At 68.4% G+C, this 14,575-nt stretch carries 10 protein-coding genes; 4 read left to right on the plus strand and 6 right to left on the minus strand.

All coding sequences use genetic code 11. The annotated features are described in order from the left end of the window. Nucleotides 1–154 precede the first annotated feature (154 nt). Complete coding sequence (locus tag RRU_RS17360; RefSeq protein ID WP_237703795.1) at nt 155–1,633, plus strand: DNA-3-methyladenine glycosylase 2 family protein; 1,479 nt, start codon at nt 155–157, stop codon at nt 1,631–1,633. Beyond that, the gene (locus tag RRU_RS17365) at nt 1,633–2,241 is read left to right on the plus strand and encodes a methylated-DNA--[protein]-cysteine S-methyltransferase (RefSeq protein ID WP_011391105.1); all 609 of its coding nucleotides are present in this window, start codon (nt 1,633–1,635) and stop codon (nt 2,239–2,241) included. The genes RRU_RS17360 and RRU_RS17365 overlap by 1 nt, the downstream gene beginning before the upstream one ends. On the opposite strand, the gene RRU_RS17370 is transcribed toward RRU_RS17365, so the two are convergent. Genes RRU_RS17370 through RRU_RS17395 form a run of 6 tightly spaced genes read right to left on the minus strand, consistent with a single transcriptional unit; the run spans nt 2,138 to nt 8,681 of the window. After that, complete coding sequence (locus RRU_RS17370; protein ID WP_011391106.1) at nt 2,138–3,520, minus strand: cobyrinate a,c-diamide synthase; 1,383 nt, start codon at nt 3,518–3,520, stop codon at nt 2,138–2,140. The genes RRU_RS17365 and RRU_RS17370 overlap by 104 nt on opposite strands. After that, nucleotides 3,517–4,149, minus strand: a complete 633-nt coding sequence (locus RRU_RS17375; protein WP_011391107.1) for an SCO family protein — start codon at nt 4,147–4,149, stop codon at nt 3,517–3,519. The genes RRU_RS17370 and RRU_RS17375 overlap by 4 nt, the downstream gene beginning before the upstream one ends. 34 nt (nt 4,150–4,183) lie before the next feature. Then, nucleotides 4,184–4,951, minus strand: a complete 768-nt coding sequence (locus RRU_RS17380; protein WP_011391108.1) for a sulfite exporter TauE/SafE family protein — start codon at nt 4,949–4,951, stop codon at nt 4,184–4,186. Nucleotides 4,952–4,969: 18 nt separating this feature from the next. Beyond that, entirely contained in the window at nt 4,970–5,845 is an 876-nt protein-coding gene (gene cobA, locus RRU_RS17385) for a uroporphyrinogen-III C-methyltransferase (protein WP_011391109.1), read from the minus strand. A 55-nt stretch (nt 5,846–5,900) separates the two neighbouring features. Continuing rightward, nucleotides 5,901–7,448, minus strand: a complete 1,548-nt coding sequence (locus RRU_RS17390) for a sensor histidine kinase (RefSeq protein WP_011391110.1) — start codon at nt 7,446–7,448, stop codon at nt 5,901–5,903. Between the two features lie 3 nt (nt 7,449–7,451). Next, nucleotides 7,452–8,681 (minus strand): DUF2336 domain-containing protein, encoded by a 1,230-nt coding sequence (locus RRU_RS17395; RefSeq protein WP_011391111.1) that lies wholly within the window; start codon nt 8,679–8,681, stop codon nt 7,452–7,454. Between the two features lie 259 nt (nt 8,682–8,940). Here RRU_RS17395 and lepA point away from each other — a divergent pair, with 259 nt between their 5' ends. Further along, entirely contained in the window at nt 8,941–10,746 is a 1,806-nt protein-coding gene (gene lepA, locus RRU_RS17400; protein ID WP_014626581.1) for a translation elongation factor 4, read from the plus strand. A 98-nt stretch (nt 10,747–10,844) separates the two neighbouring features. Continuing rightward, the gene (cobN, locus tag RRU_RS17405; protein ID WP_011391113.1) at nt 10,845–14,567 is read left to right on the plus strand and encodes a cobaltochelatase subunit CobN; all 3,723 of its coding nucleotides are present in this window, start codon (nt 10,845–10,847) and stop codon (nt 14,565–14,567) included. Nucleotides 14,568–14,575: the final 8 nt, after the last annotated feature.

The following is a 14,575-nucleotide window of genomic DNA, read 5'->3' on the forward strand; positions in this document are numbered from 1 at the left end:
GGGTCATAAAAATTCGTTCCCAGTCGATACATTGTATGGATATGTTATGGCTTACCCGGTTAAGCGCAAGATCCTTCCATAATTTTCCAGGGACTTTCCCTTTAGGGAAACCCGCCGCGGTCACGTCCGAAAACGGCGAGACGGCGCCTTCCGGGTGTTCCACACTGGCGCCATGACCCAACACGATCCGAACCCGCCCAGCGATCCGTCGCTTTGCCACCGCGCCGTCGCCGCCCGCGACAAGCGCTTCGACGGCCGCTTCTTCACCTGCGTGCGCACCACCGGCATCTTCTGCCGGCCGATCTGCCCGGCGCGCACCCCGGCCATGGAGAACTGCCTGTTCGTCGCCACCGCCGCCCAGGCCCTGGCCGCCGGCTTCCGCCCCTGCCTGCGCTGTCGCCCCGAAGCCGCGCCCGGCCTTGGCGGCTGGCTGGGAACGGCGGCCAGCGTCAACCGCGCCCTGGCGCTGATCGGCGAGGGCGCCCTTGACGAGGGCAGCGTCGCCGCCCTGGCCGAGCGCCTGGGGCTGGGCGAGCGCCATCTGCGCCGCCTGTTCCTTCATCACCTGGGGATCTCGCCCGGGGCGGTGGCCCAGGCGCAACGACTGCTGTTTGCCAAGACGCTGATCAGCGATACGGCGCTGCCGATGACCGAGATCGCCCTGGCGGCGGGCTATGGCAGCCTGCGCCGCTTCAATCACGCCCTGCGCACCGCCTATGGCTGCCCACCCACCGCCCTGCGCCGGGCCAAAGGCGCCGCGATCGTCGGCGAGGGCGGGCCGGTGCTGCGTCTGGCCGCCCGCCAACCCTTCGATTGGCCGGGGCTTTTGGCCTTCTTCCGCCAGCGCGCCGTTCCCGGGTTGGAGCGCGTCGAGGGCGACACCTATGTCCGCGCCATCGCCATCGGCGCGGCGCGCGGCGTCGTCACCATTCGCGGGTCGGCCGAGGGGCTGGTCGTCACCCCCTCCCTCGACCGGCCCGAGGGGCTGGCGGCGCTGGTCGCCCGCCTGCGCCGGGTGTTCGATCTCGATGCCGATATCGGCGCGATCGGCGCCCATCTTGGGGCCGACCCGCTGCTGGCCCCCCTGGTCGCCGCCCGTCCCGGCCTGCGGGTGCCCGGGGCCTGGGACGGGTTCGAACTGGCGGTGCGGGCGATCCTCGGCCAGCAGGTCAGCGTCGCCGCCGCCACCACCCTGGCCGGCCGGCTGGTCGGCGCGTTTGGCGAGCCCTTGACCAACGCCCCGCCGGCCGGGCCGTCGCGGCTGTTCCCCACGGCGGCGCGGCTGGCCGAGGCCGATTTGGGCGGCCTGGGGCTGACCACCGCCCGGGCCAAGGCGATCAGCGGGCTGGCCCGGGCGGTGGTCGAGACCCCGGGCCTTCTTGATCCCGGTCCCGATCTTGACTCCGCCGTCGCCCGGCTTTGTCGGCTGCCCGGCATCGGTCCCTGGACCGCCCAGTATATCGCCCTGCGCGCCCTGGGCGAGGCCGACGCCTTGCCGGTCGGCGATATCGGAGTGCTGCGCGCCCTGGCCGAAGACGGGGTGCGCCCCACCCCGGCCGCCCTGCTGGCCCGCGCCGAAGACTGGCGTCCCTGGCGGTCCTATGCCGTTTTACACCTGTGGAGCATGCCCTGATGACACCGCTGTTTATCGATCGCCCCGACAGCCCGCTCGGCCGCTTGCTGGTGGTCGCCGACGACCAGAGCCTGCGTGGCGTGGATTTCGCCGATAACGAAGCCCGTTTGATGCGTTTGCTCGAGGTTGGCGACGGGGCGGCGCTTATCCCCAAGGACGATCCTTTGGGGGCGTCCTCGGCTTTGGCGGCCTATTTCGCCGGCGATTTAACCGCCCTTGACGCTTTGCCCGTTCATTACGGCGGCACCCCCTTCCAGAACCGGGTGTGGAAGGCCCTGCGCACCATCGCCTTTGGCCAAACGCTGAGCTATGCCGCCCTGGCCGAGCGCATCGGCGCGCCCGGGGCCTGCCGGGCGGTCGGGCGGGCCAATGGCCTCAATCCGCTGTCGCTGGTTTTACCCTGCCACCGGGTAATCGGCGGCTCGGGCGCCCTGACCGGCTATGCCGGCGGCCTTGCCCGCAAGGCCTGGCTGCTCCGCCACGAGGGGCTGGCGATCGAGGGGTTCAGGCTGGCCCCGGCGCCGCGCTTATCAGATGTAGAAAACTGCCGGCCACCGATCCCCGGCGCTGGCCGACCGACCCCAGCGCCGTTCCGCCGGCATCCGTAACGGCGAACAACCGCCCCGCCTCGTCCCCCGCCTCGGCGATGATCGAGGCGTAGTGGAATTCATGGGCGGAAAACCCCTCTCCCACCGCCCCCGGCCAGCCCGCCGACAGCTGCCGCGCCCGCCGATAGCCAAGATGGCGGCGGCGGGCGGCGAAGCTGGTATCGACGGGCAGCAGCCCGGCCATGGCGTGGAGGGTGCCGTCGGCGGCGGTCAGGCCGCGCCCCAGAACCATATAGCCGCCGCATTCGCCAAAGATCGCCACGCCCCGCCCGGCGGCGGCGCGCAGGCTGGGCAGGAAAGTCCGACCGGCGGCCAGACGCCCGGCATGAAGCTCGGGATAGCCGCCGGGCAAATGGATGGCGTCGGCGGTGGCGTCGGGGCCCTCGTCGGCCAGGGGCGAGAAAAAAGTGATCTCCGCCCCGGCGTCCCGCCAACCCTGCAGAACCGCCGGATAGGTGAAGGCGAAGGCGTCGTCGCGGGCCAGGGCGATGCGCTGGCCGGGCGGCGGCAAGGGCCGGGGGGCCGCATCGGTCGGGCCGTTTTTGAGCGGTTGGGCCAGGGCGATCAGGCGATCAAGGTCGATATGCTCGGTCAGCAGCCGGGCGCTGGCGTCAAGAAAACGCTCCAGGTCGGGATGCTCGCGGGCCTGGACCAGCCCAAGGTGGCGTTCGGGCAAAGCCAGATCGCCCTGTCGCGGCAGGCCGCCCAGAATACACAGCTCGGGAAGCTCGCTCGCGATGGCGGCGGTCATCGCCGCCACGTGGCGGGCCGAGCCGACGCGGTTGAGGATGACGCCGCGCACCGCCACGTCGGGGCGATGGCGGACGAAGCCGGCGATCAGGGCGGCGACGCTGGTCGCCATGCCTTTGACATCGACGATCAGCACCACCGGCCAGCCCAGCAGCCGGGCCAGGGCGGCGGTCGATCCATCGGCGGTGTCGCACCCGGCCGGCAGGCCCAGCGCGCCGTCGAACAACCCCATCACCCCTTCGGCCAGCAGCAGATCGGCCCCCGTCCCCTGGGCGCGGGCAAGGCCGCGCAGTAGGGAGGGCGCCATCGCCCAGCTATCAAGATTGACGCAAGGCCGCCCCGAAGCGGCGGCATGGAAGGCGGGGTCGATGTAATCGGGGCCGGTCTTGATCCCGGCCACCGCCACGCCGCGCTGGCGCAGGGCGCGCAGGATCGCCAAGGTAAGCACTGTCTTGCCCGATCCCGAAGCCGGGGCCGACAGGATCAGTCCGGGGGCGATCGGCGGAGGCGCGGCGAAAGGGAGGGTCATGAGGGGGTATCGGCCAGGATCTTGCTCAGCCGCGCCGCCATCTCATCGGACGGAGTGCCGTGGGAGAAATGGGTGATGAAGCGGCCATCGGGCCCCATCAGATAGGTGACCGAGGAGTGATCGACCAGATAGGGCGCGCCGGCCTCTTGCTCGACCTTCTTGAAATAGACCTTATAGGCCTTGGTGACCGTCGCGATCTGCGCCGGGCTGCCGGTCAGGCCGATCAGCAGCGGGTGAAAGGCCCGGGCGTAATCGCCGATCAGGGCGGGGGTGTCGCGCTCGGGATCGACCGAGATGAAGATCGGGGCGATGCGGGCCAACTGATCCTCGGGAAGCTGGTCAAGGGCGGCGGCCATTTCGCCCAGGCTGGTCGGGCAGACATCGGGGCAATAGGTATAGCCGAAATAAATCAGCATGAAGCGCCCGGCAAAAGTGTCGTTGGTAAGCGTCTCGCCCCGGTCATCGACCAGGGCGAAGGGACCGCCGATGGCCGCCGCCCTGCCGGTCCCGGTTGGCATCAGGGCGAAGCGGGCGCCGATGGCGACGATGGCGATCACCAGCACGGCGAGCAGCGGACCGAAGACCTTCAGGGGTTTGCCGGTCGGGGCGGGAGACGACGACTTGCTCATGGGACGGCGGGCTCCTGACGAAAAGCGGACGGGATCAGACGACCAGCCGGACCGCCAGTAGGGCGAGAATCCCGGCGTTGATAATCAACAACACCGGCGCGACCGTGTCCATAACGCCGCGCCAGCGCGCGGTGGCGATCTGCCCCAGAACCCCCACGCCCAAAAGCGCCGGAATCGTGCCCAGGGTGAAGGCCGCCATGCCCATCGCCCCGGCCAAGGCGTTGCCCGTCGCCGCCGCGGCGGCCAAGGCGCCATAGAGCAAACCGCAGGGAATGAAGCCGAGCAGCAGGCCCAGGCCGTAGCCGCGCCAGCCGGTGGGGGCGGCGAACAGGCCGCGCGCCCGTTTGCCAAGAGCACCCGACCACCAGCGCTCCAGCCGGCCGAGACCCGGCATCGGCAGGTGCAGCCGGGGCAGGGCCTGCCCGAGGAACAGCAGGGCGGCGAGACCGAGCAGCACCGCCGAAAGATCCTTGAGGACGGCGAAGCCGTCGAGCGAGCCGGCAAGCAGCCCGACCGAGGCGCCAAGCAGGCTGTAGGTGGTGCCGCGCCCAAGATGATAGGGCAGCAGGGCCGCGCCGGTCAGCCGGTGCCATTCGCGCATGCGCGCCGCCGGAATCGTCGCCATGCGGGCGTTCACCTGCGAGAGCACGAAGGGACCGCACATCCCCGTGCAGTGCAGCAGGCTGCCGGTCAACCCGGCCAGGAACAGGGCCGACAGAATCCCGCCCTCGGAGACGACGACGGCCTGACAATGGGCGATCCCGGACTCGAGGATGGCCAGAAGAACGGCCTGCTGGTCCATGGGGCGCGCCTTTTCGCTCTAATCGCCAATCAGCGGGGTCGCCGATCCGGGAATCGATTGCATGGGATCGGGCCAGACCTCGCCACCGCACCCCTGCTTGGGCGGGCTCCACCAGGCCAGATCGCGGGCCAGCGGCACCACATCGCCCAGAACCACCAGGGCCGGCGGCGCGATGCCCAGGCGATCGCGCTCCGTCACCGCCTGGGCCAGGGTGGTGATATGGACCCTTTGGGCGGCGGTGGTGGCGTCGGAGACGAAGGCGACCGGCGTTTCGCCCGACCGGCCATGCTCCATCAGCCGGGCGGCGATCACATCAAGGGTTTTGAGCGCCATGTAGAAAACCAGCACCGGCAAGCGGGCCAGGGCTTCCCAATCGAAGGTATCGGGAACCTCGCCGGTCGCCGCATGGCCGGTGACGAAGGTCACGGTGGCATTGGTGTCGCGGGTGGTGGCGGGAATGCCGGCATAGGCCAGCCCGCCCACCCCGGCCGTCACCCCGGGGACGATGCGAAAGGGCACGCCGGCGGCGACCAGGGTCCGCGCCTCCTCGGCGCCGCGCCCGAAGACAAAGGGATCTCCGCCCTTGAGACGGACGACCCGCTTGCCGGCCCGTGCCAGATCGACCAGCCGGGCCGAAATATCGGGCTGGCTATGCGAGGGGCGGCCGCCGCGTTTGCCCGCCGGGATCAACACGGCCTCCTCGCGCGCCAAGCCAAGGACCCGGCCGTCGATCAGGGCGTCGTGGACCACCACATCGGCCTCGGCCAGGGCATGGGCGGCCAGCACGGTCAGCAGGCCGGGATCGCCCGGACCGGCGCCAACCAGCCACACCCAGCCGGGTTCGACGGGAGGAAGGGCCAACCCGAGTCGGGAAAAGGCGAAAGACTGTTTCATGGCGGCACGCTACACCGACGCGATGGTGAATTTCCAGTGGCGGGTGACGGCTTTTTCACCCGCCCCCGTCGATAACAGGTCGGGGCGCGGAGCGGGTTCCTCGGCCGACCAGCCGATCCGGCTCCTCGGAGGGGGCGGCGGGAAGGGTGAAATGGAAGCGCGTGCCGACCCCGGGGGCGCTTTCGACGAAGATGGTGCCGCCGTGCTGTTCAACGATTCGCCGACAGATCGCCAGCCCAACCCCGGTGCCCGGATAGCGGTCGGCGCCATGGAGCCGGCGGAACAGGGCGAAGATCTGGGCACCGTGGACGGGGTCGAGGCCGATGCCATTATCGCTCAGGGTGAAGCACCACAGACCCGAGGCATCCAGGGTTTCGGCGGCCTTCAGGGTGACCTCGGGAACGACATCGGGGCGGCGGAACTTCAAGGCGTTGTCAAACAGGTTGACCATCACGTCGAACAAATCGCGCCGCCGCCCGAGAACGCTGGGAAGCGGGTCGATGCGGATGGTCGCGCCGCTGGCGGCGATCTCGTCGGCCAGGGCGGAAACGACCTCGCGCGCCAGATCGGCGGTGTCGACGACCTCGTGGAACTGGCCATCGCGACCGGCCCGGGCATAGATCAACAGATCCTGGATAAGATCGCGCATCCGCCGGGCGCCGGTGATGGCGAAGATCATATGGTCGCGGGCCGGCCCGTCCAGGGCGTCGCCCAGATGGCGTTCAAGAAGCTGACAATGGCTGACCACGGCGCGCACCGGTTCTTGAAGGTCATGGGCGGCGATCTCGGCGAAATGCTGCAGCTCGCGGTTCGAGGCGGTCAATTCGACCACCGAGGCCCGCAAAGCGTCCTCGGCGCGCTGGCGCCGGGTGATATCGGAGACGACGCCGATCAAGCCGCGCACCGTGGGATCGCCCGGTTCGCGATAGGGCGAGGCGGTGATCGAGATCAGCTTGTGGCGCCCCGAGACGTCGTGTTCCATCGCCTCCCACACCCGCGTCCGCCCCTCGCGCAGCACAAGGGCCTCTTCGGCGCGGTGGCGGTCGTAATTCTCGCTGCGCAGAACCTGCTCCATCCGCTGACCGAGGATTTCGGCGCGGCTGCGGCCCGAGGCGGTTTCGAAAGCCAGATTGCAGCCCTGATAGCGGTCCTCGCGGTCTTTCAGGAAAACCGGCAGGGGGATGGCGTCAAGCAGGGTCTGCTGGAAACGGCGCTGGCGGTCCATCTCGGCGTCGGCCCGCTCGCTTTGGGTGATATCCTTGGCCGCGCCGCGCCAGCCCTGGCGGTCGCCGCTTTGCGCATCGAACAGCGGAACGGCGCTGATCAGCAGAACGCGCGGCGAGCCGTCGCTGTGGCGGGCCTCGAAGCGCTGCTCGCGGAAGGGCCGCGGATCGCTTTTGAAGAACGGCGGGTCGCCCGAGGCCGCAAGTTCGGCGAAGGGGTGGCCGATCAGGGCCCGGGCCGGATATCCGAGGATTTCAAAAACCCGGTCGGAAGCGTAGGTCAGAAGGCCGGCGGAATCGGTCTCCCAGATCCAGTCGGAAACCAGACGGGTCAAGTCGTAGAGACGTTGCAGGGCCAGACCGACGGGCTCGCCGCTCATCGCCTAGCTTTCCTTGGGTTGCCGCCGAAAAGGACGGGAAGAGGCCGGGCGGCCGAAGACCAGGGTGGGGGCGCTGGCCTCGCTTTCAAGCGACAGCAGGGCCTTGAGATAATCCTGGTCGCGCTGCCAGCGACGAAGCACGCGCCGGGCATCCTCAAGGGCGATGCGATCGAAGATCTCCATCACCTGGACGTGAGTCTCGCGCAGGCTGCTGACCCCGGTCGGCCGGGCCTGACGCGACAGCAAGAACAGCACCGAGAAATCCTCGCGCGCGAAATCCAGGGCCTTGCAGGCGATCGCCAGCCCTTCGCCGCCCGGCTCGAACAACATGCGCTGGACCAGGGCCGGACGCATGCCGCTCATCCGGGCGAAAAGTTCGATGAACAGGGCGACCTCGCCGTCGTGCAGACTGCTGATCAGCAGTTCGACATTGATATCGCCCTTGCGGAACAGCGTATCGGCCAGAACGGCGGCGGGTTGGGGGCCGCGTTCATCGAGCGTGGTCTCGATGCCGTCATGGGCGGCTTTTTCCAGAAGATCATCGACGCTGTCGGGGTCGAGATCGAACTGGGTGACGATATATTTGCGCAAGGCGGCCGAGACCCACATGAACATGCGCTTGGCCACATCGGGCGGCAGATCGCGCCGGCGCAGGATCGGCTCCTGAAAGGTGTCGACCCGGCGCGATTGCTCGACCAGATAATCCATGGTCGCCGCCGAAATGCGGGCGTCGGGGTTGCGCAAAAGTTCGGTGATGACGGTGGCGTCGCCGCTTTGCACCAGGGCGGCGGAAACCTGGGGGCTGACCTCGAAGCGCACGGCGATGGCCAATTGATGCTCGAAGGTGCGGTTGCGGATGACCTCGATCAGATCGGCATCCTGAAGAACCCGGCTTTGGCTGAGAATGGGAAACGAGATATCGATATCTTCATTGGCCAGGAAGCTGATCAGCGCGTGGGGCGCGTCGGTGCGTTCGGCCAGCTCGCTGCTGATCCGTTTGCGGACCGAATGCTCGATCTCGCGCAAAACCCGCTTGAGGATATCGACCATCAGCGTCCGCTCGCGCTCGGTCAGCACCCGGCCCCGGGCCGAAAAAAGGTCGACCATCGCCTCGGCGAGACGGTTGCGGCTGCTGACCGTCTTTTCGCGGGCCATCTTAAGCAACGCCTCGGCATCGATCGGCTGGCTTGGAGCGCCGTCTTCTTCCGGCTTTGGTTCGCCGTTGTCACTCATTTCGGTGTTATCCCCGGGTCCGATCCTTCCCGAACGGCGGGAGGGAACCGCTGGCCTTGACGACCTGATTGGCTCGATGTTTTCGGAAGTATAAGCTTTCCAGTCAAGCGCGCCACCCACCCGAGGCCAAGTTCTTCGACGCGGGTTGGGAGAGGCCTCGGCGACACCGGCTTTTTGGTTCTGTTGAACCGGGGGCGGTTTGGCCCTATGGTCTCGCCCTTCCGGGCGCCTGCCGCGCCGTTCCAGCCCCAGGCGAGAGATGAGCGATCTGTCCCACATCCGCAATTTCGCGATCATCGCGCACATCGACCACGGCAAATCCACCCTTGCCGACCGTCTGATCCAGACCTGTGGCGGAGTCGAGGCGCGCGACATGAAGGAGCAGCTCCTCGATTCGATGGATCTGGAGCGCGAACGCGGCATCACCATCAAGGCGCAGACCGTGCGCCTGCATTACACCGCCAAAAGCGATGGCCGCACCTATCAGCTCAATCTGATGGACACGCCGGGCCATGTCGACTTCGCCTATGAGGTTTCGCGCTCGCTCGCGGCCTGCGAAGGCTCGCTGCTGGTCGTCGACGCCAGCCAGGGGGTCGAGGCCCAGACCCTGGCCAATGTCTATCAGGCGATCGACGCCGGCCACGAGATCATCCCGGTTCTGAACAAGATCGACCTGCCCGCCGCCGAACCCGAGCGGATCAAGCAGCAGATCGAGGACGTGATCGGTCTTGATACCTCGGACGCCGTCGGCATTTCGGCCAAGACCGGCCTCAATATCGATCAGGTGCTGGAAGCCCTGGTGTTGCGCCTGCCGCCGCCGACCGGCGATGTCGACGCCCCGACCCAGGCACTTCTGGTTGATTCGTGGTACGATTCCTATCTGGGCGTCGTCATCCTGGTGCGCGTGCGCCACGGCGTGCTGCGCAAGGGCATGAAGATGCTGATGATGGCCACCGGGGCCGTCCATCCCATCGACAAGGTCGGCGTTTTCACCCCGAAGATGCTGGAAACCGACTCGCTGTCAGCCGGCGAAATGGGCTTCGTCATGGCCGGCATCAAAAGCGTGGCCGACTGCCAGATCGGCGACACCATCACCGATGACCGGGCCCCCGCCGCCGAGGCCCTGCCCGGCTTCAAGGCGTCGATTCCGGTGGTGTGGTGCGGCCTGTTCCCCGTCGACAGCAGCGATTTCGAGGTGCTGCGCGAAAGCCTGGCCAAATTGCGCCTCAATGACAGCAGTTTCGAGTTCCAGGCCGAAAGCAGCGCCGCCCTTGGCTTCGGCTTCCGCTGCGGGTTCCTGGGGCTGCTCCATATGGAGATCATCCAGGAGCGGCTGGAACGCGAATTCGGCCTTGATCTGATCACCACCGCGCCCAGCGTCGTCTATCGCATGCATATGACCGACGGCACCTTGCTGGAACTGCACAATCCCGCCGATATGCCCGATCCGGTGCGCCTGGATTTCGTCGAGGAGCCCTGGGTCAAGGCGACGATCATGGTGCCCGATGAATATCTGGGCCAGATCCTGGCCCTGTGCACCGAGCGGCGCGGCATCCAGATGGATCTGACCTATGCCGGGTCGCGGGCGATGGCCGTTTACAAGCTGCCGCTCAACGAGATCGTCTTTGATTTCTATGACCGGCTGAAATCGATCAGCCGGGGCTATGCCAGCTTCGATTACGAGGTGGCCGATTATGCCGAAAGCGATCTGGTCAAGGTGTCGATCCTGGTCAACAACGAGCCGGTCGACGCCCTGGCCTTCATCGCCCACCGCACCCAGGCCGATTTCCGCGGGCGCCAGATCTGCGGCCGTCTCAAGGACCTGATCCCCCGTCACCTGTTCAAGGTGCCGATCCAGGCGGCCATCGGCGGCCGGGTCATCGCCCGCGAGACCATCGCCGCCATGCGCAAGGACGTCACCGCCAAGTGTTATGGCGGCGACATCACCCGCAAGAAAAAGCTGCTGGAGAAGCAGAAAGAGGGCAAGAAGAAGATGCGCCAGTTCGGCAAGGTGGAAATTCCCCAATCCGCCTTCATCAACGCCTTGCGCATGAGCGACGATTGAGGAGCCGGGGCCGGGCGGAGCCCCTCCGCAAGGCCCCGCCGGCCCCACGTCCGCCGTCCCCCTCTGGACAGCGCCACCGGAAACGCCGAGGGTAGGCCATGCACCTTCTCGCCGCACAGCCCGGTCGGGTTTCCGATGGCTCGGATGCGGTGGACCTGGGGCAGGATCCCGCCGATATCCTGTTCCTTTCCGCCGCCGACACGGAGATAGCCTGCCTCGCCGCCGCCCGCGCGGCCTGGGCGGAGGCGCCAAGCCTGCGCGCGGCCAATCTCACCCGCCTTGGTCATCCGATGAGCGTCGATCTGTGGATCGACGATCTGGCCTCGCGGGCCAAGCTGGTGGTGGTGCGGCTGCTTGGCGGCCGCGGCTATTGGCCCCATGGTGTCGATAGTCTGGCCGATCTGGCGCGCACGCGCGGGCTGACCCTGGCCCTGCTGCCCGGCGATGCCAATCCCGATGTCGAACTGGCCCGGCTGTCGACCCTGCCGCGCGAGACCCTGCACCGCCTGTGGCGCTATTGGGTGGAAGGCGGCATCGACAACGCCGGGCAGTTCCTGCGCTGCTGCGCCGAGTTGATCGGCCGCCCCACCCCCTGGCGCGACCCGGTTCCCTTGCCGGTGGCCGGCCTTCTGGGCGACGAGCCCGATGCCGCCGATGGGCGGAGCGGGGTCGCCCTGGTTTTTTACCGCGCCCTGGTTCAGGCGGGGGATCTGGCGCCGATCACCGCGCTGCGGGCGGCGCTGGAGGCGCGCGGGCTGCGGGTGGTCGCGCTCTATTGCACCAGCTTGAAAGATCCGCTGGCGGCGGCGACCGTGGAAACCGTGCTGCTGCGCCAGAGCCCGGCCGTGATCATCAATTTCACCGGCTTCGCCGTCTCGGCCCCCGGGGCGCCGCGCGTCTCGCCGCTGGCCGGACCCGATGCCCCGGTGCTGCAGGCGATCTTGGCCGCCAGCGACGAGATCGGCTGGCGCCAGCTCGCCAACGGGCTGATCGCCCGCGATATCGCCATGAACGTCGCCCTGCCCGAGGTCGATGGCCGGATCCTGTCGCGGGCGATTTCCTTCAAGGCCCTGGACGAGCGCGACGAGGCGCTGCAAACCACCCTCACCCGCCATCGTCCGGTCGCCGACCGCGTCGATTTCGTCGCCGCCCTGGCCGCCAATTGGGCGCGGCTGCGCGCCACGGCACCGGGCGAGCGGCGGGTTGCCCTGATCCTGGCCAATTATCCCAATCGCGACGGACGGGTCGGCAATGGGGTGGGCCTTGATACCCCAGCGGCCACCGTGCGGGTGCTGCGCGCCCTGGAGGCCGCCGGCTATGGGGTCGAAGGCGCTCCGGGCGATGGCGCGGGGCTGATGGAGCGGCTGCTGCGCCAGGGACCGACCAATGCCCTGGGCAGCGCCGGCCGCAGCGGAGGGGGAGTCCTGCTGCCTTTGGCTGCCTATCAGGCCTTTCTCGCCGCCCTTCCCGGACAGGCCGGCCACAAGGTCACCGAGCGCTGGGGCCGTCCCGAGGAGGATCCCTTCTATGTCGCCGGGCGCGGCGGCTTCGTTTTGCCGCTGGCGGTGATGGGGCGGGTGGTGGTCGGCATCCAGCCGGCGCGCGGCTATAACCTTGATCCGGTCGCCAGCTATCACGATCCGGCGCTGCCGCCGCCCCACGGCTATCTGGCCTTCCATGCCTGGCTGCGCGCCAGTTTCGATGTCCATGCCATCGTCCATATGGGCAAGCACGGCAATCTGGAATGGCTGCCCGGCAAGGCGGTGGCCCTGTCGCAGGACTGCTTCCCCGAAGCCGCCCTCGGGCCCTTGCCCCATCTCTATCCCTTCATCGTCAATGATCCGGGCGAAGGCACCCAGGCCAAGCGGCGCTCGCAGGCCGTTATCATCGATCACCTGACGCCGCCGCTGACCCGGGCGGAAACCTATGGCGTGCTGCGCGACCTTGAACGCCTTGTCGATGAGTTCTACGAGGCCGCCAGCATCGATCCCCGGCGCCTGGGCGTGCTCAAGCGCGCCATCCTTGATCTGGCGGAAAACGCCGGGCTGCTTGCCGATCTTGGTCTGGGCAAGGGCATCAACGACGAGGATGCGCTGAGCGCCCTTGATAACCACCTGTGCGATCTCAAGGAAATGCAGATCCGCGACGGATTGCATGTTTTTGGCGACTCGCCGGTCGGCCGCCTGCGCACCGATCTGCTGGTCGCCCTGGCCCGCGGTCCGCGCGGCGCCGGGGCTGCCAACGAAAGCCTGACCCGGGCCCTGGCCCGCGATCTCGGGCTTGGCGCCTTCGATCCCTTGGCCGCCACCCTGGCCGAGCCCTGGCAGGGACCGCGCCCCGACGCCCTGGCCGATCAGGTCGAGGATCCCTGGCGCACCGCCGGCGATACGGTGGAGCGGCTGGAATATCTGGCCAGCGCCCTGGTCAGCGGCGCCCGTCCGGCCGATCCGGCGTGGCCACGCACCGCCGCCGTGCTTGATACGGTGTTTACCACCCTGGGCCCGGCGGTCGACGCCTGCGGCCCGGCCGAGATCGCCGGCTTGCTCAGCGGTCTGGATGGCCGCTTCGTTGACCCCGGCCCCTCGGGGGCGCCGTCGCGCGGCCGCCCCGATGTGCTGCCGACGGGGCGCAATTTCTATTCGGTCGACAACCGCACGGTGCCGACTCCGGCGGCTTGGACGCTGGGCTGGAAGGCGGCCAATCTGCTGCTCGAGCGTCATTTGCAAGATCACGGCGATTGGCCGCGCTCGCTGGTGCTGACCGCCTGGGGCACCTCGACCATGCGCACCGGCGGCGATGACATCGCCCAGACCCTGGCCCTGATGGGGGTGCAGACCACCTGGGATCCGATGACGCGCCGGGTCACCGGCTTTGAAATCATGCCGCTATCGGTGCTTGACCGCCCGCGCGTCGATGTCACCTTGCGCATCAGCGGCTTTTTCCGCGACGCCTTTCCCGGTCTGGTCGATCTGGTCGATTCGGCCGCCCGCGCCGTCGCCGCCCAGGATGACGAGCCCGCCGATCTCAATCCCTTGGCCCAACGGGTGCGCGAAGAGACCCAGCAGATGGTGCGCTCAGGGATCGAGCCCGCCTTAGCCCGGCGCCGCGCCGGCCATCGGGTGTTTGGCGCCCGGCCGGGGGCCTATGGCGCCGGGCTGCAGGCGCTGATCGACGAACGCGGCTGGGAAACCGATGCGGATCTGGCGCGCGCCTATATCGCCTGGGGCGGCTACGCCTATGGTGACGGCGCCGCCGGCGACGCCGCCCATGGCCAGTTCCAGCGCCGCTTGGCCGCCGCCGAGGCGGTGGTGCAGAACCAGGACAACCGCGAGCACGACCTGCTCGATTCCGATGATTATTACCAGTTCGAAGGCGGCGCGGCGGCGGCGGTGCGGGTGCTGTCGGGCAACCAGCCGGCGATCTATCACGGCGACACCTCGCGCACCGACAGCCCGCGCATCCGCACCCTGACCGAGGAGATCGCCCGCGTCGTCCGCGCCCGGGTGGTCAATCCCAAATGGATCCGCGGCGCCATGCGCCATGGCTATAAGGGCGCCTTCGAAATGGCGGCGACGGTCGATTACCTGTTCGCCTTCGCCGCCACCGCCCGCGTGGTCAAGGACCACCAGTTCGATCTGGTCGCCGAGGCCTATCTGCTTGATCCCGAGGTGCGGGGGTTCCTGCGCGCCGTCAATCCCGACGCCCTGGCCGAGATGGCCCGGCGCCTGCGCGAGGCCCTCGATCGCGGGCTGTGGCGCAGTCGGCGCAATGACATGGGCGCGGTGCTAGCGGCCCTGGCCGAAGGCCAAGAGCCCAGCTAGGATATTAC

The sequence above is a fragment of the Rhodospirillum rubrum ATCC 11170 genome (assembly GCF_000013085.1).
Lineage (GTDB): Bacteria > Pseudomonadota > Alphaproteobacteria > Rhodospirillales > Rhodospirillaceae > Rhodospirillum > Rhodospirillum rubrum.

What these genes read in the sequence shown, in the direction of transcription:
- RRU_RS17380 (WP_011391108.1), bottom strand. Translation starts at nt 4,951, where the DNA reads ATGGACCAGCAGGCCGTTCTTCTGGCCATCCTCGAGTCCGGGATCGCC.
- RRU_RS17395 (WP_011391111.1), bottom strand. Translation starts at nt 8,681, where the DNA reads ATGAGTGACAACGGCGAACCAAAGCCGGAAGAAGACGGCGCTCCAAGC.
- cobN (WP_011391113.1), top strand. Translation starts at nt 10,845, where the DNA reads ATGCACCTTCTCGCCGCACAGCCCGGTCGGGTTTCCGATGGCTCGGAT.
- RRU_RS17365 (WP_011391105.1), top strand. Translation starts at nt 1,633, where the DNA reads ATGACACCGCTGTTTATCGATCGCCCCGACAGCCCGCTCGGCCGCTTG.
- RRU_RS17375 (WP_011391107.1), bottom strand. Translation starts at nt 4,149, where the DNA reads ATGAGCAAGTCGTCGTCTCCCGCCCCGACCGGCAAACCCCTGAAGGTC.
- cobA (WP_011391109.1), bottom strand. Translation starts at nt 5,845, where the DNA reads ATGAAACAGTCTTTCGCCTTTTCCCGACTCGGGTTGGCCCTTCCTCCC.
- RRU_RS17370 (WP_011391106.1), bottom strand. Translation starts at nt 3,520, where the DNA reads ATGACCCTCCCTTTCGCCGCGCCTCCGCCGATCGCCCCCGGACTGATC.
- RRU_RS17390 (WP_011391110.1), bottom strand. Translation starts at nt 7,448, where the DNA reads ATGAGCGGCGAGCCCGTCGGTCTGGCCCTGCAACGTCTCTACGACTTG.
- lepA (WP_014626581.1), top strand. Translation starts at nt 8,941, where the DNA reads ATGAGCGATCTGTCCCACATCCGCAATTTCGCGATCATCGCGCACATC.